General features: G+C 73.7%; 16 protein-coding genes and 1 other RNA gene. 15 read left to right on the top strand and 2 right to left on the bottom strand.

Annotated features, from left to right (window positions below; all coding sequences use genetic code 11):
- Positions 1-290: 290 nt before the first annotated feature.
- From QPK52_RS17070 to QPK52_RS17085, 4 genes are all read left to right on the top strand, one after another.
- Positions 291-2,009: a serine/threonine-protein kinase gene (locus tag QPK52_RS17070; protein ID WP_410538362.1), complete on the top strand. Its 1,719-nt coding sequence runs from the start codon at positions 291-293 to the stop codon at positions 2,007-2,009.
- A gap of 132 nt (positions 2,010-2,141) precedes the next feature.
- Positions 2,142-3,461 (top strand): serine/threonine-protein kinase, encoded by a 1,320-nt coding sequence (locus QPK52_RS17075; RefSeq protein ID WP_410538363.1) that lies wholly within the window; start codon positions 2,142-2,144, stop codon positions 3,459-3,461.
- A gap of 103 nt (positions 3,462-3,564) precedes the next feature.
- Positions 3,565-4,683 carry a peptide chain release factor 2 gene (gene prfB, locus QPK52_RS17080; RefSeq protein WP_093654080.1) on the top strand — a complete coding sequence of 373 codons (1,119 nt, stop codon included), beginning with the start codon at positions 3,565-3,567 and terminating at the stop codon, positions 4,681-4,683.
- A 317-nt stretch (positions 4,684-5,000) separates the two neighbouring features.
- Positions 5,001-5,816 carry an LPXTG cell wall anchor domain-containing protein gene (locus tag QPK52_RS17085; RefSeq protein WP_410538364.1) on the top strand — a complete coding sequence of 272 codons (816 nt, stop codon included), beginning with the start codon at positions 5,001-5,003 and terminating at the stop codon, positions 5,814-5,816.
- A 163-nt stretch (positions 5,817-5,979) separates the two neighbouring features.
- Here QPK52_RS17085 and QPK52_RS17090 read toward each other — a convergent pair whose 3' ends face one another.
- Positions 5,980-6,180 (bottom strand): hypothetical protein, encoded by a 201-nt coding sequence (locus QPK52_RS17090; RefSeq protein WP_410538365.1) that lies wholly within the window; start codon positions 6,178-6,180, stop codon positions 5,980-5,982.
- Between the two features lie 281 nt (positions 6,181-6,461).
- Between QPK52_RS17090 and ftsE the strand changes: the two genes are divergently transcribed.
- The 5 genes from ftsE to ssrA all read left to right on the top strand — a co-directional run bounded on the left by ftsE (position 6,462) and on the right by ssrA (position 10,689).
- Positions 6,462-7,151, top strand: a complete 690-nt coding sequence (gene ftsE / locus QPK52_RS17095; protein WP_093654086.1) for a cell division ATP-binding protein FtsE — start codon at positions 6,462-6,464, stop codon at positions 7,149-7,151.
- Between the two features lie 9 nt (positions 7,152-7,160).
- Entirely contained in the window at positions 7,161-8,078 is a 918-nt protein-coding gene (gene ftsX, locus QPK52_RS17100) for a permease-like cell division protein FtsX (RefSeq protein WP_093654088.1), read from the top strand.
- A gap of 130 nt (positions 8,079-8,208) precedes the next feature.
- Complete coding sequence (locus tag QPK52_RS17105) at positions 8,209-9,447, top strand: S41 family peptidase (protein WP_410538366.1); 1,239 nt, start codon at positions 8,209-8,211, stop codon at positions 9,445-9,447.
- A gap of 18 nt (positions 9,448-9,465) precedes the next feature.
- Positions 9,466-9,945 carry an SsrA-binding protein SmpB gene (gene smpB / locus QPK52_RS17110; protein WP_093654092.1) on the top strand — a complete coding sequence of 160 codons (480 nt, stop codon included), beginning with the start codon at positions 9,466-9,468 and terminating at the stop codon, positions 9,943-9,945.
- Between the two features lie 372 nt (positions 9,946-10,317).
- Positions 10,318-10,689, top strand: a transfer-messenger RNA (tmRNA) gene (ssrA, locus tag QPK52_RS17115).
- A gap of 92 nt (positions 10,690-10,781) precedes the next feature.
- Here ssrA and QPK52_RS17120 read toward each other — a convergent pair.
- Entirely contained in the window at positions 10,782-12,155 is a 1,374-nt protein-coding gene (locus QPK52_RS17120; RefSeq protein ID WP_410538367.1) for an MFS transporter, read from the bottom strand.
- Positions 12,156-12,238: 83 nt separating this feature from the next.
- On the opposite strand from QPK52_RS17120, the gene QPK52_RS17125 reads away from it, so the two are divergent.
- The 6 genes from QPK52_RS17125 to QPK52_RS17150 all read left to right on the top strand — a co-directional run bounded on the left by QPK52_RS17125 (position 12,239) and on the right by QPK52_RS17150 (position 21,036).
- Entirely contained in the window at positions 12,239-13,216 is a 978-nt protein-coding gene (locus tag QPK52_RS17125; protein WP_410538368.1) for a LysR family transcriptional regulator, read from the top strand.
- A 180-nt stretch (positions 13,217-13,396) separates the two neighbouring features.
- Entirely contained in the window at positions 13,397-14,815 is a 1,419-nt protein-coding gene (locus QPK52_RS17130) for an MFS transporter (protein WP_410538369.1), read from the top strand.
- A 175-nt stretch (positions 14,816-14,990) separates the two neighbouring features.
- A complete protein-coding gene (locus tag QPK52_RS17135) occupies positions 14,991-16,121 on the top strand; it encodes a uroporphyrinogen-III synthase (RefSeq protein WP_410538370.1) in 1,131 nt (376 codons plus the stop codon).
- Positions 16,122-16,232: 111 nt separating this feature from the next.
- Positions 16,233-18,593, top strand: coding sequence for a HelD family protein (locus QPK52_RS17140; RefSeq protein WP_410538371.1), 2,361 nt, complete (start codon positions 16,233-16,235; stop codon positions 18,591-18,593).
- Between the two features lie 412 nt (positions 18,594-19,005).
- A complete protein-coding gene (locus QPK52_RS17145; protein WP_410538372.1) occupies positions 19,006-20,439 on the top strand; it encodes an NAD-dependent malic enzyme in 1,434 nt (477 codons plus the stop codon).
- A 315-nt stretch (positions 20,440-20,754) separates the two neighbouring features.
- Positions 20,755-21,036 (top strand): HU family DNA-binding protein, encoded by a 282-nt coding sequence (locus QPK52_RS17150; RefSeq protein WP_093654109.1) that lies wholly within the window; start codon positions 20,755-20,757, stop codon positions 21,034-21,036.
- The last annotated feature ends 32 nt before the right edge of the window (positions 21,037-21,068 follow it).

Raw genomic sequence — 21,068 nt, forward strand, 5'->3', positions numbered from 1 at the left:
GCGCGTTTCGCTCCGACGCGAAAACCCGGACGACCGCCCGTCGCTCCGGGAGGGCCGTCCGCACGGGTCCGGGACCGCCCACCGGCAACCGTCCGCCCGCGCGGCGCGTCCGACAGGGCACGGGGACAGGGCACGGGGCGCCCGGACGGGCGCAAGCCCGGCCGGGCGGAACGGCCCGGCCGGGCGCCTGCTCACGCCTGTGCCCTGTCGCACACGGCACTACAGTGAGCCGCCGGAGCGCCGTACAGTGGCGGCTCCGGCAGTTCCGAACGAACCAGGGAGCGCATGACGTGCGGCCGGTAGGGAGCAAGTACCTGCTCGAGGAGCCGCTCGGACGCGGCGCCACGGGCACCGTCTGGCGCGCGCGCCAGAGGGAGACGGCGGGCGCCGAGGCGGCCGTGGCCGGGCACCCCGGCGAGACCGTGGCCATCAAGGTCCTCAAGGAGGAGCTGGCGAGCGACCCGGACGTGGTGATGCGCTTCCTGCGCGAGCGCTCCGTCCTGCTCCGCCTGACCCACCCCAACATCGTCCGCACCCGTGACCTGGTGGTCGAGGGCGAACTCCTCGCCCTCGTCATGGACCTGATCGAAGGCCCGGACCTGGACCGCTACCTGCGGCAGAACGGCCCCTTCTCGCCGGTCGCCGCCGCGCTGCTGACCGCGCAGGTCGCCGACGCGCTGGCCGCCAGCCACGCCGACGACGTCGTCCACCGCGACCTCAAGCCCGCCAACGTGCTGCTCGCCGGTTCCGAGGACGACCCCGCGGGCCTGCGCCCGATGCTCACCGACTTCGGCATCGCGCGCCTGGCCGACTCCCCTGGGCTGACCCGCACCCACGAGTTCGTCGGGACTCCGGCGTACGTCGCGCCCGAGTCCGCCGAGGGCCGGCCGCAGACCTCCGCCGTGGACGTCTACGGCGCGGGCATCCTGCTGTACGAACTGGTCACCGGCCGTCCCCCCTTCGGCGGCGGCACCGCGCTGGAAATCCTCCAGCGCCATCTGACCGAGGAGCCGCAGCGCCCCGGCAACGTGCCCCTGCCGCTGTGGACGGTGATCGAGCGCTGTCTGCGCAAGAACCCCGAGGAGCGGCCCAGCGCCGAGAACCTGGCACGCGCCCTGCGGACGGTCGCCGAGGGGATCGGGGTGCACGCCACGCCCGCGCAGGCCGAGGCCGCGATGGGCGTCGCCGCGCTGCTGGGTCCCGACCCCTCGCCGACCCCGGTGCCGGGGCAGGCCCCGGCCGGCGCCTCCGATCCGACCCAGGTGCTGCCGACCACGGGCCGGCCCGGCGACGGCGCGCCCGCGTACGACCCCGACGCCGCCACCAGCTTCCTGCCGCACGCCGGCGGCCCCGGCCGGGGAGGCCCGGACGAGGGCGCCACCCAGGTCATGCCGCCCGTGCCCCCGGGAACGCCCCCGGGCGGCGGTGACGGTCCCGGGCCCGAGGAACCGCACCCCTGGCAGACCCAGCTGCGCGCCGCCCGGGACCGCAACGAGCAGACCCAGATCCAGCCGCTGGACCCGGAGCAGGACCCGCTGCGCCGCCGCCCCCAGCGCCGCCCCGCCCCGCAGCAGCACCAGCAGCCCCCGCACCAGCAGCACCAGCCGCGGCAGCACGCCCGGCAGCAGCAGCCGCAGCAGCCGTACGCCCCCGCGCCGCAGCACCGGCCGGAGCCGCAGCCGCAGCGGTACGAGCCCCCGCGCCCGCCCGCGCCCCGGCGTGAGCCCCGCCCGCCGCGGCAGCGCACCTCCAACCCCATGCGCATCCCCGGGCTCGGCTGTCTCAAGGGCTGCCTGTTCACGGTCCTCGTCTTCGTGCTCATCTGCGTGCTGGTGTGGAACTTCACCCCGCTGCCCGAGTGGTGGGACCAGGGCCGGCAGTTCTGGGAGGACACCAAGGACTGGGTGGGCGAGGCCTGGACGTGGATGACGGAGTTCGGCAACGCGGCCGAGGAACTGCCCACCGACCTCCCCTCGGACGTCCCCACGGAGCTTCCCGTGGGCAACTGACGGCGAGGGCGGCGGCCCCGGAGGCGGCGGACCGGTTGCTTTGTCGACTTTCGGGGCGGATTTCCGTCCCGGAGGTGGCGGTTGCCGCCATCCGGGGGCACGGCGCCCCCGTGGAAGCGTAGTTTTGTCGCCATGTCACGGAAGATCGGCAGTCGGTACACCGCCCATCGGATCCTGGGCCGGGGCAGCGCCGGCACGGTGTGGCTGGGCGTGGGGCCGAAGGGCAGTCCCGTCGCCGTCAAGCTGCTGCGCGAGGACCTGGCCTCGGACCAGGAACTGGTGGGCCGTTTCGTCCAGGAGCGCACCGCGCTGCTCGCCCTCGACCACCCGCGCGTCGTCAAGGTGCGAGACCTGGTGGTCGACGGCAACGACCTCGCCCTCGTCATGGACCTCGTGCGCGGCACGGATCTGCGCACCCGGCTGGAGCGCGAGCGCCGCCTCGCCCCCGAGGTGGCCGTCGCCGTCGCAGCCGACGTCGCCGACGCGCTGGCCGCCGCCCACGCGGCCGGGATCGTCCACCGCGACGTCAAGCCCGAGAACGTCCTCCTCGACGTCCACGGCCCGGCCGGGCCCGGCGGAGCCCCGCCCGCGCTGCTCACCGACTTCGGCGTCGCCAAGCTGATCGACGCGCCCAGCCGGGGCGGCGGCAGCAAGGTCGTCGGCACCCCCGACTACGTCGCCCCCGAGATCGTCGAGGGCCTGCCGCCGCGCGCCTCCGTCGACGTGTACGCCCTGGCCACGGTGCTGTACGAGCTGCTGGCCGGTTTCACGCCCTTCGGCGGGGGCCACCCCGGGGCCGTGCTGCGCCGCCACGTCACCGAGCGCGTCGCCCCGCTGCCGGGCATCCCCGACGAACTGTGGCAACTGCTCAACCAGTGCCTGGCCAAGGCCCCCGCCTCCCGGCTGCGCGCCTCCGAGATGGCCGCGCGGCTGCGGGAGATGCTGCCGGCCCTGGCGGGACTGCCGCCGCTCGACATCGACGAACCCGAGCCGGAGACCGACGCCTACGGCGGCGAGCGGCGGGGAGCGTACGGACACCACGACGGGCACCACGGCGGCTCCGCGTACGACGACGGCCGGTACGGGCCCGGTGCGGACGCCGACCCGTACGGCGCACCCGCCCGCGGCGCCGTCCCGCTCGTCCACGGCGGGCCCGCCCCCGACTCCACCCGCGACACCCACACCAGCATGCGCGTCCCCGGCGCGGACGAACTGGCGGGCGGCGCCCACGGCACCGCCCGCGCGCCCCGCACCCCGGGCAGCCCGCGCGCCGGATCCGCCCGCCACCGGGCGGCCGAGCGCCGCCGCAGGGTCAGGCAGGGCGTCACGGCCACGGCCGTCGCCGCCGCGCTCGGCATCGGCGGCTGGCTGGCCCTGTCCGGCGGCGGCGAGGAGGGCGGCGGCCCCGCGGTCCCGTCGCAGAGCGAGGAGGACCGCCCGGAGGCGCCCTGAGCGGGCGGCCCTCCCGGTGCACGGCGGGGCCCGGCCACCGGGCCGCCGCCCCCCGCCCGACGGGGCGGCGGCAAAGCTCCTGGCAACCGTTAGTCTGGAGGGCGTGGCAGTCGTCGACGTATCCGAAGCACTGAAGTCCCTCACCTCGACCATGGAGTCGATCGAGGCCGTCCTGGACCTCGAGAAGCTGAGGGCCGAGATCGCCGTGCTCGAAGAGCAGGCGGCGGACCCGGCCCTGTGGAACGACACCGAGAACGCCCAGCGGGTGACCAGCAAGCTGTCCCTGCTCCAGGCGCAGGTCCGCAAGGTGGAGGAGCTGCACGGCCGGATCGACGACCTCGGGGTCCTGTTCGAGCTGGCCGAGGCCGAGGACGACGCCGACACGCGCGCCGAGGCCGAGAGCGAGCTCCAGGCCGTCCAGAAGGCCGTGGACGAGCTCGAGGTCCGCACCCTCCTGTCCGGCGAGTACGACCCCCGCGAGGCCATGGTCAGCGTCCGGGCGGAGGCCGGCGGCGTGGACGCCGCCGACTTCGCCGAGCAGCTCATGCGCATGTACCTGCGCTGGGCCGAGCGCAAGGGCTACCCGACCGAGGTCCTGGACACCTCGTACGCCGAGGAGGCGGGCATCAAGTCCGCCACCTTCTCCGTCAAGGCGCCCTACGCCTACGGCACCCTCTCCGTCGAGCAGGGCACCCACCGCATGGTGCGCATCTCGCCCTACGACAACCAGGGCCGCCGCCAGACGTCCTTCGCGGGCGTCGAGGTGATGCCGGTGGTGGAGCAGACCGACCACATCGAGATCCCCGAGAACGAGATCCGCGTCGACGTCTTCCGCTCCTCCGGCCCCGGCGGCCAGTCGGTCAACACCACCGACTCCGCGGTCCGGATGACGCACATCCCCACCGGCATCGTCGTCTCCTGCCAGAACGAGAAGTCCCAGATCCAGAACCGCGCCGCCGCCATGCGCGTCCTCCAGGCGCGGCTCCTGGCGCACCGCCGGGCGGAGGAGCAGGCCAAGATGGACGCCCTCAAGGGCGACGGCGGCAACTCCTGGGGCAACCAGATGCGTTCGTACGTCCTCCAGCCGTACCAGATGGTCAAGGACCTGCGCACCGAGTACGAGGTCGGCAACCCCCAGGCCGTCCTCGACGGCGACATCGACGGCTTCCTGGAGGCCGGCATCCGCTGGCGCAAGCAGCAGGAGCAGCAGAACGCCGGCTGATCCCCCCGGTCCGCGGCCGGCCCGGGGCCGTTTCCCCGGAAAACCGTGCTCCTGTGTGTCGGTTCTGTCACAACCCGGTCCGCCGGGGCCCTAACTACCCGCCCACCGTGGACATTTCGGGTTGGTCCGGCTTGACGGCGGTGTCGGGGCTGGGAAAGCATTCTGGCCGGCACGCGCGTGTTCGGGGCGCGTAGGTACGGGGGTGGACAGAGCCCGACCGCTGATCGGTCGCCGGCTCGGCACGACGGACCCCGGCACGCAGGAAGCTCCGCACGGCTGCCCCACTGACGAAGACCACTACTGGGGGTAGTTGGCATATGGCAAATTCCAGGACGCGGGTGCGCGTCGCGCGGGTCGCCGCGGGTGCGGTGTTCCTCGCGGGTGTGTCGCTGACGGCCGTCGGCACGGCGTCGGCGCTGGAGGGTTCGGCCGCGCTGGGCGTGAACTTCACGAGTGAAGACGACCCGGAAGTTCCGGACATCCCGGAGAACACCACCGAGGTCAACGTCAACGCCGGTCCCGGCAACACCACGGAGGACCCGGGTAACACGACCGAGGACCCGGGCAACACGACCGAGGACCCGGGTAACACGACCGAGGACCCGGGCAACACCACGGAGGACCCGGGCAACACCACGGAGGACCCGGGTAACACGACCGAGGACCCGGGCAACACCACGGAGGACCCGGGTAACACGACCGAGGACCCGGGCACCGACAGCAATGGCGGCTCGACCGGTGGCTCCACCAGCGGCAACGGCGGCTCGACCGGCGGCAACGGCGGCTCGACCGGCGGCAACGGCGGTTCCACCGGTGGCAACGGCGGTTCCACCGGTGGCAACGGCGGTTCCACCGGTGGTGACGGCGAGCAGCCGGCCAGCACCGGCGGTACCGGTGGCGGGGACGAGGACGCGAACACCTGCATCCTCGACGAGTCCACCGTGGACTGCGGCGGCACCGACACCGACTCCGTCGGCACCAGGCCGATCAGCCAGGAGAAGCCGAAGGAGGAGCTGGCCGAGACCGGCGCCGCCGAGACGACCTTCCTGCTGATCGGTGCCGCCACGATGATCGCCGGTGGTATCGGCTTCCGCCTGATGCCGCGCATGGTGAGCCGCAACACCGTCGCCTGAGCGATCGGCGCGGCGCCGCACACGCCTGACAGCGTGTGACGGCACACGGAGCACAGAAGTCGCGTACGTCAGGGGCCCGGGGACGCATCCAGCGTCCCCGGGCCCCTCACACGTCCCGTACGGTCGCGGCGCGCGCACGCGCCGCACGGCGCCGCGAAGCGGCCTACACGGCGGCCTGGCGGGCCAGCAGGGCCACGGCGATCAGGGTCAGCAGCAGTGCCGCCAGCGCGGCCGGGGAAAGGGAGCCCAGGGAGAACGGTCCGTTCTCCTGGTGCAGCCGCTCGCGGTGCGCGCGGCACACCGAGCAACGGCCCTCACTCACCGGCCCTGCGCAGTTGGCGCACACCAGTCGGTCGCACGTCATGCGATGTCCTCCTTATGCAACGCCAACGCCACCGGACGGCCTTCTGTTCCCGCTTCCGCCTCCGCAGGGTGGAAGCTCTGCTTCCACTGTGCCAGTACCGGGCCCGGAGCGCAGAAAGTCATGGCCAATGCCTGGTTTGTGCCTGATGCGCCGCCGGACAAAACCCCCAACCGAGGACGCCGACTGCGGGCCCCGCGCGGATTCGCGTAGGGTCACCACACCGACGGGGATCCACTCCGCGGTTTCCGCTGCCCCTACCCAGGTCGACGTGGTGTAAATCCGTGATCCGATTCGACAACGTCTCGAAGTTCTACCCCAAGCAGAACCGCCCCGCCCTCCGCGACGTGTCGCTGGAGGTCGAGCGCGGCGAGTTCGTCTTCCTGGTGGGCTCCTCCGGCTCCGGCAAGTCCACCTTCCTGCGGCTGATCCTGAGGGAGGAGCGCGCCAGTCAGGGCCAGGTGCACGTCCTCGGCAAGGACCTCGCCCGCCTGTCCAACTGGAAGGTGCCGCACATGCGCCGCCAGATCGGCACGGTCTTCCAGGACTTCCGGCTGCTCCCCAACAAGACCGTCGGGGAGAACGTCGCCTTCGCACTGGAGGTGATCGGCCGGTCGCGCGGCGACATCCGCAAGTCCGTTCCCCAGGTGCTCGATCTGGTCGGCCTGGCGGGCAAGGAGGACCGGATGCCCGGCGAGCTGTCCGGCGGTGAGCAGCAGCGGGTGGCCATCGCCCGCGCGTTCGTCAACAAGCCGAAGCTGCTGATCGCCGACGAGCCCACCGGCAACCTCGACCCGCAGACCTCGGTCGGCATCATGAAGCTGCTGGACCGGATCAACCGCACCGGGGCGACCGTGGTCATGGCCACCCACGACCAGCAGATCGTCGACCAGATGCGCAAGCGCGTGATCGAACTAGAAAAGGGCCGTCTCGTGCGCGACCAGTCGCGCGGTGTCTACGGCTACCAGCACTGAAAGGACGCCATGCGCGCCCAGTTCGTACTGTCGGAGATCGGCGTCGGTCTCCGCCGCAACCTCACGATGACCTTCGCGGTGATCGTCTCCGTCGCCCTGTCGCTGGCCCTGCTCGGCGGTGCGCTGCTCGCCCGTGAACAGGTGAACAGCATGAAGGGGTTCTGGTACGACAAGGTCCAGGTGTCGATCTACCTCTGCAACGAGAACGACGCCGAGTCCGACCCCAACTGCGCCAGGGGAGCGGTCACCGCGCAGCAGAAGCGCCAGATCAAGGCGGACCTCGACAAGCTCGACATAGTCGAGACGGTCTACCACGAGTCCGCCGAGCAGGCGTACAAGCACTACCGGGAGCAGTTCAAGGACTCCCCGCTGGCCGACTCGCTGACCCCGGACCAGATGCAGGAGTCCTACCGGGTGAAGCTGAAGGACCCGACCAAGTTCGAGGTCATCAGCACCGCCTTCTCCGGCCGCGAGGGCGTCCAGGAGGTCCAGGACCAGCGGAACCTGCTGGAGAACCTCTTCCGGATGCTGGAGGGCATGAACTTCGCGGCGCTCGGGCTGATGGGCCTGATGCTGGTCGTCGCCCTGCTGCTGATCGTCAACACCGTGCGGGTGGCGGCGTTCAGCAGGCGCAGGGAGACCGGGATCATGCGGCTGGTGGGCGCCTCCAGCTTCTACATCCAGATGCCGTTCATCGCGGAGGCCGCGTTCGCGGGGCTGCTGGGCGCGATCGGCGCCACGGTGCTGCTGGTGGTCGGGCGCTACTTCCTCATCGACGCCGGCCTGTCGCTGGCCGAGCAGATGCCGCTGATCGACTTCATCGGCTGGGACGCGCTGCTCAAGGTGCTCCCGCTGGTGTTCGTGGTCGGTGTGCTGATGCCCGCGCTGGCCGCCTTCATCACGCTGCGTAAATACCTGAAGGTGTGATGTGACCGCGATCCGGGAGCGCCCGGGGGCCGTTCGAACTCCCCGGGCGCGCTCCGGATGTGACGAAGGACGCCGTGGCCGTCCGCGCAACCTCCCGTGCGACGCCTGCCCGTGTCCTAGACTCCGCAGCATGTCGGGTACGTCGAAGTTCGTTCCCCACGGTTCCGCCCGGGCCGAGGCCCGGGTCCTGGAAGGCGGGCGCCGGCCTCGCCGCATCCTCCGCGGGGCGGGGCTGACCCTGGTCTTCGCGGTCGTACTGGCGGCCGGGGCCGTCACCGAATCGTGGGGGGACGTCACCGAGGGTGACGCAGCGCCCGTGAGCCCGGGACCGGCCGGCGCGGGGGCGCGGGAGAGCGCACCACCGCACGAGGACGCCGTGCACGACGCCGAGGAACTGGTCAGCCGCAGCGGGGACCGCTGGGCCGCCGCGTACACCGCCCGCGAGTACGCGGGGCTCCGGCAGTCCCTGGACGGCCGGTACGTCGGCGTGGGAGTCTCCGTGCGCAGTACGGGCGCCGACCGCGTCGAGATCGCCCGCGTCCAGCCCGGCAGCCCCGCCGCGAAGTCGGGCGTACGCGCCGGAGACCGGCTGGTCGCCGTCGACGGCACCGGGACCGAGGGCCGCCCCGTCACCGACGTGGTGGCCCTGCTGCGCGGCGGCGCGCCGGGGGAGGGGGCTCCGCCCGGCAGCCGGGTCGTCCTCGGACTCGCCCGCGGGAGCCTGCAGTGGGAGGAGCGGCTGGAGCGGGCCCGGCTCAGCGTCGAGACCGTCACCGTCACCCCCCTGGGCGCGGCCTCCCCCGGTGCGGCGGGGCACTCCGAGGCCGGCGTCACCCGCGTCAGGGTCGACTCGTTCACCAGGGGCACGGGGGAGGAGCTGCGGCGCGCGGTGGAGGGACTTCCCCCGGGCGGGGGGATCCTGCTGGACCTGCGCGGCAACTCCGGCGGTCTGGTCGCCGAGGCCGCCGAGGCCGCCTCCGTCTTCCTCGACGGCGGCCTGGTGGCCACGTACGGGGACGGCGACACCGAGCGCGCGCTGTACGCCCGGCCCGGCGGGAACACCGCCTCCCCCCTGGTGGTGCTGGTCGACGGCGGCACGATGAGCGCCGCCGAACTCCTGGCCGGCGCCCTCCAGGACCGCGGCCGGGCGGTCGTCGTCGGCACCCGCACCTTCGGCAAGGGATCGGTCCAGGAGCCGAGGGAGCAGCCGGACGGCTCGGTCGCCGAGCTGACCGTCGGCCACTACACCACCCCCGGCGGGCGGACCTTCGAGGAAGGGGGGCTGCGCCCGGACCTGGAGGTGCGGCCGGGGCAGGACGCGCAGGAGGAGGCCCGCACGGTATTGAGTGGCCTCGCCACCCGGTCGTAGTGGAACAATGGCGGGGTTATGGCTAAAGAGACGGGGCGCAAACTCATCGCGCAGAACAAGAAGGCGCGGCACGACTACCTCATCCTCGACACCTACGAGTGCGGGCTGGTGCTGACCGGCACCGAGGTGAAGTCGCTGCGGCAGGGGCGGGCCTCGCTGGTGGACGGCTTCGCCCAGCTCGACGGCGGTGAGGCGTGGCTGCACAACGTGCACATCCCCGAGTACAGCCAGGGGACGTGGACCAACCACAGCGCGCGGCGCAAGCGGAAGCTGCTGATGCACCGCGCCGAGATCGACAAGCTGATCGGCAAGCTCCAGGAGTCGGGCCTGACGCTGGTCCCGCTCCAGCTGTACTTCAAGGACGGCCGGGCCAAGGTCGAGATCGCGCTGGCGCGCGGCAAGAAGGAGTACGACAAGCGGCACGCGCTGCGGGAGAAGCAGGACCGCCGCGAGGCCGAGCGCGCGGTCTCGGCGGCCCGCCGACGGCAGCGCGCCTGACGGCCGGGCACGCCGCGGCGGACACCGCCCCCGCCCCCGGCGCGTCCGACGGCGGCGCGTCCGACGGCGGTGCGGCGCGGTGCGCCCCGGCCGCTTACCGCGGTGGCCGTCCGCGCGCCCCGCGTCCCGCCGGAGCCCGGTCGTTCGGCCCCGCCGGTTCCGGCCGGGGGAGCGCCGGGTGCTCCGGGGACCGGAGGCGGCCCGGGGAACAATCCCGGGCCGGGTGCCGTTGGACCGTGCGTACGAGGCCCGCGCGGGCCGGCCCGGCGGCTCCCCGCAGGAGCGGGAATACGTTGGCGGCCTCCCGCGTTGACCCGTACAATGGCACCAGCGCCGTCCGGTTCCGGCCGGGCGAGCTTGTCAAATCAACATGGGGATGATCGGTTTCGACAGCGGCTGTTGAAGCAGGGGAAGCGAGCCGAGGAACGCGGCAATGATCTCGTTAACCATCTGCCGCGAAAAAATAATCGCCAACACCAAGCGCGATTCCTTCGCCCTCGCTGCCTGAGCAGCGACCTGCGAAGTGTCAGCCCAGGGGCGTTCCCGCCCTGGATCCTGGCATCAGCTAGGGAACTTCACCGTTAACCCCGGTCACGGGGGTTGACGGGACATCAAACAGTGACTGGGCCTGTCGGCGGCTTGTCCGCGTGACCGCCGGGGCCGAGAAAATCACAGCGGACTGCGCTCGGAGAAGCCCTGGTTCTGCACCGTTGGACGCGGGTTCGATTCCCGCCATCTCCACTCATCCCATGTGGGCCGAAGGCCCCGCCGTCCACGGACGGCGGGGCCTTCGGCGTGTTCCGGGCCCGCCCGGGCCCATGCCCCCGGACCGTGGCTCAGCGGACCGTGGCCCGGCGCCGCCTCCCGGACGTCCGGGCCCGCGGTCCCGGAGCCCCGGTCGCGGCCGCCGTGGTCAGAGCGACGGCGGCCGCGAGGGCGGCCGCCGCCGGCGGTACCGCGTACCCCCACGAGCCGCCCAGGTGCTCCGCCGCCCAGCCGCCCGCCGCCGAACCGGCGGCTATGCCGCCCAGCAGCGCGGTGACGGCCAGGGTCATGCCCTCGTTCAGCCGGCCGGGCGGGGTCAGCCGCTGGACCAGTGTCATACCGGTGACCATGGCGGGGGCCGTCGCCATCCCGGCGGCCAGCAGCGCGGGGGCCAGCACCAGCAGGCTTCCGGCGGTCGAGGCGAGCAGCGGCAGCGTCATCAGGGCGGCCATCGCGCCCACGCAGACCGCGAAGCGCCGTCCCGGCGATCCCGCCGGGCGCAGGGTGCCGAAGGCGAGTCCGGCCGCGCCCGAGCCCAGGGCCTGGAGGGCGAGGACGGCGCCCGCCGCGCCCTTGTGGCCCAGCCCGTCGGCGTACGCCACGGTCACCACCTCCAGGGCGCCGAAGACGGCTCCGGTGGCGAGGAAGGCGGCCAGCAGCCCCGGCAGGCCCGGGGTGCGCAGCAGCGCGGCCGCGCGGGCGGGGCCGTCGGGCGGTGCGACGGGCGGCTCGGTGCGGCGCTGGGCGGCGAACAGCAGGGTGCCTCCCAGCAGCAGGACGGTGGCGGTCAGGGTGCCCGCCTCGGGGAAGAGCGAGACGCACAGGAAGGTGGCCAGCACCGGGCCGAGCATGAAGCACAGCTCGTCGAGGGCCTGCTCGAAGGAGTTGGCGGTGTGCCGCGCGGCCTCGGCCTCCGGCGAGGAGCCGCGGTACAGGTGCGCCCAGCGGGCCCGGGCCATGCCGCCGGTGTTGGGGGCGGTGGAGCCGGCCGCGTAGGCGGCGAACAGCGTCCAGTCGGGGGCGTCGTGGCGCACGCACAGCAGCAGCGTCAGCGAGGCGGCCGCGGACAGGCACACCGCGGGGACGGCGATCCGGGCCTGTCCGTGGCGGTCCACCAGCCGTGCGACCAGCGGCGCCAGGAGGGCGGTGGCGACCAGCCCGGTGGCGGTGACGGCTCCGGCCAGGGCGTACGAGCCGCGGGTGGTGGCGATCATGATGACCGCGCTGATGCTCAGCATCCCCATCGGCAGCCGGGCGAGGAGGCCCGCGAGGGCGAACGCCCGGGTCCCGGGCGGCGCGAACAGCCGCACATAGGGCGTGAACCAGCGCGTGCGCGCGGTGCGGTTGCCCCGGTCGGCGGACCGGCCGCGCGGCGCGGCGGCCGGTTCGCCGTACTCGGCCGCGGGCGGCGGGACAGGGGCGGGTCCGGTGGACGATTTCGGCATGTACACACCCTGAGCCGGGCCCCTGTGAGGTGTCCAACACTTTGTGGCTGGCCATTGACGCGCTTCCGTTGTCACCATGGGGCGTGCCCCGAGACACCGACCCCCGGCTGCTGCGCGCCTTCGTCGCCGTCGCCGACGAACTGAACTTCACCCGTGCCGCCGCCAGGGTGTTCGTCGCCCAGCAGTCGCTGAGCCGCGACATAAGGCGGCTGGAGGAGCAGCTCGGCACCGTGCTGTTCGTCCGTACGACCCGGCGCGTGTCCCTGACCCCCGAGGGCGAGCGGCTGCTGCCGTACGCCCAGCGCGTGCTGGCGGCGCACGACGAGCTGAACGCCGCGGCCGTACGCGAGGAGCGCCCCCTGATCGTCGACGTCGGCGCCCCGGCCGCCACCGGGCAGCGGGTGCTGGACGAGGCCCGGCGGCTGGCGCCCGACCCGGAGTTCGTCGCCCGCTACCACAGCGGCCTGAGCGGCGCCGCCGCGGAGATCCGCGACGGAACGCTGGACGTCTCCTTCGGCCGGGTCGCCGGACTGGACCCGGCCCTGCTGGGCGTGCTCGACCACCGGCTGATCCGCTACGAGAAGGTGGCCGTGCTGCTGCCGGAGGGACACCGGCTGGCCCGGCTGCCCAGGGTGCCGCTGGACGCGCTGGCGGGGGAGACCCTGTACGCCGGGGCCGGCAACCCCGAGACCGCGGAGTGGACCGACTACGCCCGCCGACTCTTCGCGGGCCGCGGGATAGGGCTCGCCGCGCCCTTCCCCAAGATCGAGGGGGAGGCGGAGTTCACCCGGGTCGTCCGCAGGCGCGGCTGGTCGGTGCTGGCCAGTGAGGCCTTCGCCGCACTGCCGGGCATGGTGCTGCGCCCGCTGGTGGACCCCGTGCCGCTCTCGCCGGTCTCGATGGTCTGGCGGCGCGGCCTGCGCCACCCCGGGCTGGAGGTGCTCCGGGCGGCGGTGCGGCGGCTGGCGGAGGCGGGACGCTGGCGGGAGCGGCCCCACGGCTCCTGGCTGCCGGAGCCGGACGCGCGGGTGCTGGGGGTGGCCGCGCCGCCCGTGCGCTGACCCTCCCCCCGCGCCCCGGACGCGGTCCGGCGGGCGGGCTCACACCTCCTCCGGAGCCGGGCTCACACCCCCTCCGGACTCCGGGTGAGAGCAAGGTTGCGCGGAGGTCACCTGGCGGCACCGGGGTGAAACGCGCCGTCCATAGCGTCGGGAGCCGAAACCCGACGCTATGGAGGCGCCATGACCGCTCCGACGACCGCACCCGGCAGGGGCCGCTGGATCGAGCACTGGGATCCGGAGGACGAGGGCTTCTGGGAGAGGGAGGGCCGCCGCGTCGCCCGCCGCAACCTCGCGCTGTCGGTGGTCTCCGAACACATCGGCTTCTCGGTGTGGAGCATGTTCTCGGTCCTCGCCCTGTTCATGGGCCCCGAGTACGGCATCGACCCGGCCGGGAAGTTCTTCCTGGTCGCCGTCGCCTCCCTGGTGGGCGCCGCGCTGCGGGTGCCCTACGGTTTCGCGGTCGCCCGCTTCGGCGGCCGCAACTGGACGGTGATCAGCGCCGCGATGCTGCTGGCGCCCACCACCGCCCTGCTGGTGGTCATGGAACCGGGCACCTCGTACACCACCTTCATGCTGGTGGCGGTCCTCACCGGTGTCGGCGGCGCCAACTTCGCCTCCTCCATGACCAACATCAACAGCTTCTACCCGCTGCGCCTGAAGGGCTGGGCCCTGGGGGTGAACGCGGGCGGGGGCAACATCGGAGTCGCCGTCGTCCAGCTCGCCGGCCTGCTGACCATCGCCGTCGCCGGGGCCGCACAGCCCAGGCTGCTGCTCGCCGCCTATCTGCCGCTGATCGTCGCCGCCACGGTGCTCAGCGCGCGGTACATGGACAACCTCGGCCCCGTGCGCAACGACACGGGCGCGGCGAGGGAGGCGGCGCGCGACCGCCACACCTGGATCATGTCGCTCCTCTACATCGGCACCTTCGGCTCCTTCATCGGCTACAGCTTCGCCTTCGGCCTGGTGCTCCAGAACCAGTTCGGCCGCACCCCCCTGCAGGCCGCCTCGCTCACCTTCATCGGCCCGCTGCTGGGCTCGCTGATCCGCCCCGTCGGCGGCCGGCTCGCCGACCGGCTCGGCGGTGCGCGGGTCACCCTGTGGAACTTCGGGGCCATGGCGGGGGCGGTCGGCATCGTCGTGGCCGCGTCGGTGCGGGAGTCGCCGGCGCTGTTCATCGCCGGCTTCGTCGTCCTGTTCGTCCTCACCGGCCTGGGCAACGGCTCGACGTTCAAGATGATCCCCGGCATCTTCCAGGCCCAGGCCCGTGCGACGGGCCTGACCGGGGAGGCGGCCGCCGTACGCGCCCGGCGGCTGTCGGGCGCGTCCATGGCACTGATCGGGGCGGTCGGCGGTTTCGGCGGGGTGGGCATCAACATGGCCCTGCGCCAGTCCTTCCTCACCTCCGGCACCGGCACCGGGGCCTTCGCGGTCTTCCTCGGCTACTACGCGGTGTGCGCGGCGGTCACCTGGGCCGTATACCTGCGGCGCGGGGTGGGACGTGCCGGCGGCGGTGCCGGGGGTGCCGGGGACGGTGGCGGGCGTGCCCGTGCCGCGGCGGCGGGAAAGGAGGAGGCGCGGGCCGCTTACGTGGGGGTGTGAGGGGTGGGTGCGCTTGTGGTGGGTGCGGGCCGTGGTGACGTGGTCCGGGTGCGGGGCGGCGCGCGTAACACTGGGGAAACCACGGCGAACCGGGGGCGTCACGCGCGCTTGTCAGGCTCGGTTGCCCACGGCTGTGCGGGCGAGACCCGTACGAACGACTGCGGACGAGGACCCAATGCACCAGGTCGGACCACTGGAAGGCTTCACCGTCGGCGTCACCGCGGCCCGGCGCGCCGACGAACTGGGCGCCCTGCTGGAGCGGCGCGGCGCGGCGGTGGTGCACGCCCCGGCCCTGCGCATCGTGCCGCTGGCCGACGACGGCGAGCTGCTCGGCGCCACCGAGGCGCTGCTCGGCCACGCCCCCGACACGGTGGTGGCCACCACCGCCATCGGCTTCCGCGGCTGGGTGGAGGCAGCCGAGGGCTGGGGGCTGGGCGAGGAACTGCGGGGCGTGCTGGACGGTGCGGAACTGCTCGCCCGCGGCCCCAAGGTGCGCGGCGCGGTACGGGCCGCCGGGCTGACCGAGGCATGGTCGCCGCCGTCGGAGTCGCTGGCCGAGGTCCTGGACCGGCTGCTGGCCGAGGGCGTCGCCGGACGCCGGATCGCCGTCCAGCTCCACGGTGAGCCGCTGCCCGGTTTCGTCGAGGCGCTGCGCGAGGCGGGGGCGGAGGTCGTCGGCGTCCCCGTCTACCGCTGGCTGCCGCCGGAGGACGTCGCCCCGCTGGACCGGCTGATCGACGCCGTGCGGGCCCGCTCGGTGGACGCGCTCACCTTCACGTCCGCCCCCGCCGCCGCCTCGCTGCTGGAGCGTGCGGAGCGGCTCGGTGCGCGGGAGGGGTTGCTGGAGGCGCTGCGGGGGGACGTGCTGGCCGCGTGCGTGGGGCCGGTCACCGCGCTGCCGCTGGTCGCGCACGACGTGCCGGTGGTACGGCCCGAGCGCTTCCGGATCGGACCGCTGGTCCAGCTGCTGTGCCGGGAGCTGCCCGCCCGCGCGCCGGCCCTGCCCGTCGCCGGGCGGCGGCTGGAGATCCGCGGCCACGCGGTGGTCGTGGACGGCGGGCTGCGGCCCGTACCGCCCGCCGGGATGGCGCTGCTGCGGACCCTGGCCCGGCGGCCCGGCTGGGTGGTCTCCCGCGCCGAGCTGCTGCGCGCCCTGCCCGGCGCGGGGCGTGACGAGCACGCCGTGGAGACCGCGGTGGCGCGGCTGCGTTCGGCGCTGGGCGGGCCCCGGATGATCCAGACGGTGGTCAAGCGCGGCTACCGGCTCGCCTTCGATCCGCCGGACGGGGACTCCGGCCCGGGGTGACCGGGGCGCGGGGCGGCGTGCACGCCGCGATCCCCTGGCGTACGGTGGACGGCTGCCCTGAGTACAGCAGAAGGGGGCCGTGCGTTGGGAGCGCAGGAGACAGTGCCGTCGGTGCCGAGGCCCGCCGCCGTCGGCGGCGGCGGGCACGAGGTGCACGACGGCGTACGGGAACGGGAGATCCGCGGGGAGCAGGAGCACCTCGACCGGGTCTACCGGCGTCTTGAGGAGAAGATCCACGAGGCGGAGTTCCTCATGGCGGACGCCGCCAAGGGCGCCCAGGTCGGCACGCCGGGGGCGCTCGCCGAGCGGGACGCGCAGGTCTTCCGCGCCGGTGTGCACCTCAACCGGCTCAACAGCGAATTCGAGGACTTCCTCTTCGGGCGGATCGACCTGCTGCGGGGCAAGGACGGCGAGCGCGGGCCCGACGGCGCGTACACCTCCGTCGAGCCCGCCGACGACGCCGTGCGCACCGGCGGCGCCGGCACCGCCGTCGCGGACATCGCCGAGACCCTGCACATCGGCCGGCTCGGAGTGCTCGACGCCGACTACACCCCGCTGGTCATCGACTGGCGCGCCCCGGCCGCCGCACCCTTCTACCGGGCCACCCCGGTGGCGCCGGGCCGGGTGGTGCGGCGGCGGGTGATCCGCAGCCGGGGCCGCCGCGTACTGGGCGTGGAGGACGACCTGCTGCGCCCGGAGCTGACGGCGTACCTGGACGGCGAGGAGCTGGCCGTGGTCGGCGACGGCGCCCTGATGGCGGCGCTGGGCCGGTCCCGCGGCCACACCATGCGCGACATCGTCGCCTCCATCCAGGCCGAGCAGGACGAGGTGATCCGGGCCCCCGCCGTCTCCGTCACCGAGGTCGAGGGCGGCCCCGGCACGGGCAAGACGGCGGTCGCGCTGCACCGCGCCGCGTACCTGCTCTACCAGGACCGGAGGCGCTACGCCGGAGGCATCCTCGTCGTCAGCCCCACCCCGCTGCTGGTGTCCTACACCGAGGGCGTACTGCCGTCGCTGGGCGAGGAGGGCCAGGTCGCGGTCCGCGCGCTGGGCTCGCTGGTGGAGGGGGCGGAGGCCGACGCCTACGACGAGCAGGCCGTCGCCCGCGTCAAGGGCTCCTCCCGCATGGTGCGGGTGCTGCGCAGGGCGGCGCGCGGCGCGCTGGAGCTCGGCGCGCCGCGGGCCGGCGGGGTGCCCGGCCGGCTGCGGGTGGTCGCCCTCGGCACGCGCCTGGAGCTGGACGCCGACGACCTGCGCCGGATCCGCGAGCAGGCGCTCGGCGGCACCGCGCCCGTCAACCTGCTTCGCCCGCGCGCCCGGCGACTGCTGCTGGACGCGCTGTGGGAGCGCTCGGGGGCCGGCCGGCGGTACACCGACCCGGAGCTGGCGGCCGAGGCGCGCCGGGGGTTCGACGAGGACGTCTCCACCGAGACCGACTTCACCGGCTTCCTGGACGCCTGGTGGCCCGAGCTGACCCCGCGCCGCGTGCTGGCGGCCATGGCGGACGAGAAGCGGCTGTCGCGCTGGGCGCGCCGGGTGCTCCAGCCGCGCGAGGTGCGGCGGCTGGCGCGTTCGCTGGCCCGGCTGGACGCCGGCGGCTCCGGTCCGCTGTCCGTCCACGACGTCGCGCTCCTGGACGAGCTGCGGGTCCTGCTCGGCACCCCCGCCCGCCCCCGCAGGAGGGAGGTGGACCCGCTGGACCAGCTCACCGGCCTGGAGGAGCTGAGCACCTACGCGGACCGCCTCGCCGCCCGTACCGCCCGCGCCGAGCGCCGGGAGGAGGAAGAGCGCACCGACTACGCGCACGTCATCGTCGACGAGGCGCAGGACCTCACGCCGATGCAGTGGCGGATGGTGGGCCGGCGCGGCCGCCAGGCGACGTGGACGGTGGTCGGGGACCCGGCGCAGAGTTCCTGGTCGGATCCGGAGGAGGCCGCCGCCGCCCGCGACGAGGCGCTGGGCGCCCGTCCGCGCCGCCGCTTCGAGCTGACGGTCAACTACCGCAACCCGGCCGAGATCGCCGAGCTGTCCGCCCGGGTGCTGGCCCTGGCCATGCCGGGGTTGCGTCCGCCCCGCGCGGTGCGCGCCACGGGCCTGGTGCCGCGCTTCGCCACGGTGGCGGACGGCTCGGGCGGTGCGGTCGGCCGGGCGGTGCGCGCGGAGGCCGAACGGCTGCTGGCGGAGGTGGAGGGCACCGTCGGCGTCGTGGTGGCGATGGGCCGCCGCGAGCAGGCCCGCACCTGGCTCGCCGGGCTCGGCGGCCGGGTGGTGCCGCTGGGCAGCCTGGAGGCCAAGGGCCTGGAGTACGACGCGACGCTCGTGGTCTCTCCCGCGGAGATCGCAGACGAGTCCCCGGCGGGCCTGAGGGTGCTGTACGTGGCGCTGACCCGGGCCACGCAGCGGCTGACGGTCCTGTCGCGGGAGAAGGACCTGCCGGACGCCGAGGGGGTCCCCGACCTGCTGCGGGAGTGAGGCCCACGGGATTTTCCGATTGCCGGGGCCGAACGGAATCACCGTCGCCGATCGTTTGTTAGCCTGAACGTGGCACCGGCCCGATCCAAGCCCCCGGGCCCAACCTTCGTCGCTTCGAGCGACCACTTGCCGCGAGGCGAGCATGGCGGGTCGGTGTCGCAGACGTGGATCCGAGGGTCCGCACCGCCGAAGGGCGGTGCGGACCCCTCGTCCGTGTGCCCCGGGCCCGGCGCCCGTGGTGTGCCGGGCGTCACACGGCGGACCGCGCCGCGCGTGCCATGGCGGAAAACACTTTCCGCCACCCGGGACCGGTTACCTGCTACCGGCCGGTAGGTGCGACGATCGGGTGACGCGATCCGGCGAGGGGGCCGGATGCGCGGCACAGCACCACGGAAAGCAGAGGAACCCGGCCATGGCAACGGCGCCCAGCGTCTCGTACTCGATGACCATCCGCCTGGAGGTGCCCGCCGGAGGAGCGGCGGTCAGCCAGCTCACCACGGCCGTGGAGTCCTCCGGCGGCTCGGTCATCGGTCTCGACGTCACAGCCTCCGGCCACGAGCGGCTGCGCATCGACGTCACGATCGCCGCCTCCTCCACCGCGCACGCCGACGAGATCGTCGCCAAGCTGCGCGAGGTCGAGGGCATCGCCATCGGCAAGGTCTCCGACCGGACCTTCCTGATGCACCTGGGCGGCAAGATCGAGATGGCGTCCAAGCACCCCATTCGCAACCGCGACGACCTGTCCATGATCTACACCCCGGGCGTGGCCCGGGTCTGCACCCAGATCGCGGCCAACCCCGAGGACGCCCGCCGGCTGACCATCAAGCGCAACTCCGTCGCCGTCGTCACCGACGGCTCGGCCGTGCTGGGTCTGGGCAACATCGGACCGAAGGCCGCGCTGCCGGTCATGGAGGGCAAGGCGGCCCTCTTCAAGCGCTTCGCCGGCATCGACGCCTGGCCGCTGTGCCTGGACACCCAGGACACCGACGCCATCGTCGAGATCGTCAAGGCCGTCGCCCCCGGCTTCGCGGGCATCAACCTGGAGGACATCTCCGCCCCCCGCTGCTTCGAGATCGAGGCGCGGCTGCGCGAGGCCCTGGACATCCCCGTCTTCCACGACGACCAGCACGGCACCGCCATCGTGGTGCTGGCCGCGCTGACCAACGCGCTGCGCGTGGTCGGCAAGGACATCGAGGACGTGCGGGTCGTTATGTCCGGCGCCGGGGCCGCCGGCACGGCCATCCTCAAACTGCTGCTGGCCGCCGGCGTCAAGCACGCGGTGGTCGCCGACATCCACGGAGTGGTGCACGCCGGGCGCGCGGACCTGGTGGGCGCCGCGCCCGACTCGCCGCTGTGCTGGATCGCCGACAACACCAACCCCGAGGGCGTCACCGGCACGCTGAAGGAGGCCGTCGTCGGCGCCGACGTCTTCATCGGCGTCTCCGCCCCGGACGTCCTCGGCGCCGAGGACGTGGCCGCGATGGCCGACGGCGCGATCGTGTTCGCGCTCGCCAACCCCGATCCGGAGGTGGACCCGGCGGTCGCCCGCCGGACCGCGGCGGTGGTGGCCACCGGCCGTTCGGACTTCCCCAACCAGATCAACAACGTGCTGGTCTTCCCCGGCGTCTTCCGGGGCCTGCTCGACGCCCACTCGCGCACGGTCAACGAGGAGATGATGCTGGCCGCGGCGCGGGCGCTGGCCGACGTGGTGCACGAGGACGAGCTGAACGCGAACTACATCATCCCGAGCGTCTTCAACGACAGGGTCGCGGGTGCGGTCGCCGGAGCGGTGCGGGATGCGGCCATCGCGGCCGGGGAGTCTGTGACGACCGCCACGGCGCCCTGACCGTGCGGGACCGGCGCGTCGGGGGCATCCCACCCGGATGGCCCCTTAGGGTGGCGAAAGCCGCATCGAGGGTGGCTACGGAGTGTAATCGTCGCGTGTCACAGGCGTCCTCCGGGTGATGTCGCGGGGCCCCGGATTGGCATTACCACCGCAGGTGGGGGCAGGATGCTTCCCCGAGGGCCGCGTCCTGGGAGCGCCCCCGCGGACGCGGAAGGTCTGGCAGCAGACCCGGGTCCGGGGACTGTCCGAGGGCCCTGGCAGCATCGGCTTCGATCTCATGCCTCACAGGCAAGAAAAACCACGGGAGTACGAATTATGAACCGCAGTGAGCTGGTGGCAGCGCTGTCCGAGCGCGCCCAGGTGACCCGCAAGGACGCCGACGCTGTGCTGGCCGCGTTCGCCGAGACCGTCGGCGAGGTCGTCGCCAAGGGCGACGAGAAGGTCACCATCCCCGGCTTCCTGACCTTCGAGCGCACCCACCGTGCCGCTCGCACCGCGCGCAACCCGCAGACCGGCGACCCGATCGAGATCCCCGCGGGCTACAGCGTGAAGGTCTCCGCGGGCTCCAAGCTGAAGGAGGCCGCCAAGGGCAAGTGAGCCCTGGCGCGGCACCACAGGCGCACGCATGA

It is taken from the genome of Streptomyces sp. KL2, from assembly GCF_046529545.1.
GTDB classification, from domain to species: Bacteria; Actinomycetota; Actinomycetes; order Streptomycetales; family Streptomycetaceae; genus Streptomyces; species Streptomyces radiopugnans.

What these genes read in the sequence shown, in the direction of transcription:
- QPK52_RS17075 (WP_410538363.1), top strand. Translation starts at nt 2,142, where the DNA reads ATGTCACGGAAGATCGGCAGTCGGTACACCGCCCATCGGATCCTGGGC.
- QPK52_RS17085 (WP_410538364.1), top strand. Translation starts at nt 5,001, where the DNA reads ATGGCAAATTCCAGGACGCGGGTGCGCGTCGCGCGGGTCGCCGCGGGT.
- QPK52_RS17090 (WP_410538365.1), bottom strand. Translation starts at nt 6,180, where the DNA reads ATGACGTGCGACCGACTGGTGTGCGCCAACTGCGCAGGGCCGGTGAGT.
- ftsX (WP_093654088.1), top strand. Translation starts at nt 7,161, where the DNA reads ATGCGCGCCCAGTTCGTACTGTCGGAGATCGGCGTCGGTCTCCGCCGC.
- QPK52_RS17105 (WP_410538366.1), top strand. Translation starts at nt 8,209, where the DNA reads ATGTCGGGTACGTCGAAGTTCGTTCCCCACGGTTCCGCCCGGGCCGAG.
- smpB (WP_093654092.1), top strand. Translation starts at nt 9,466, where the DNA reads ATGGCTAAAGAGACGGGGCGCAAACTCATCGCGCAGAACAAGAAGGCG.
- QPK52_RS17120 (WP_410538367.1), bottom strand. Translation starts at nt 12,155, where the DNA reads ATGCCGAAATCGTCCACCGGACCCGCCCCTGTCCCGCCGCCCGCGGCC.
- QPK52_RS17130 (WP_410538369.1), top strand. Translation starts at nt 13,397, where the DNA reads ATGACCGCTCCGACGACCGCACCCGGCAGGGGCCGCTGGATCGAGCAC.
- QPK52_RS17135 (WP_410538370.1), top strand. Translation starts at nt 14,991, where the DNA reads ATGCACCAGGTCGGACCACTGGAAGGCTTCACCGTCGGCGTCACCGCG.
- QPK52_RS17145 (WP_410538372.1), top strand. Translation starts at nt 19,006, where the DNA reads ATGGCAACGGCGCCCAGCGTCTCGTACTCGATGACCATCCGCCTGGAG.
- QPK52_RS17150 (WP_093654109.1), top strand. Translation starts at nt 20,755, where the DNA reads ATGAACCGCAGTGAGCTGGTGGCAGCGCTGTCCGAGCGCGCCCAGGTG.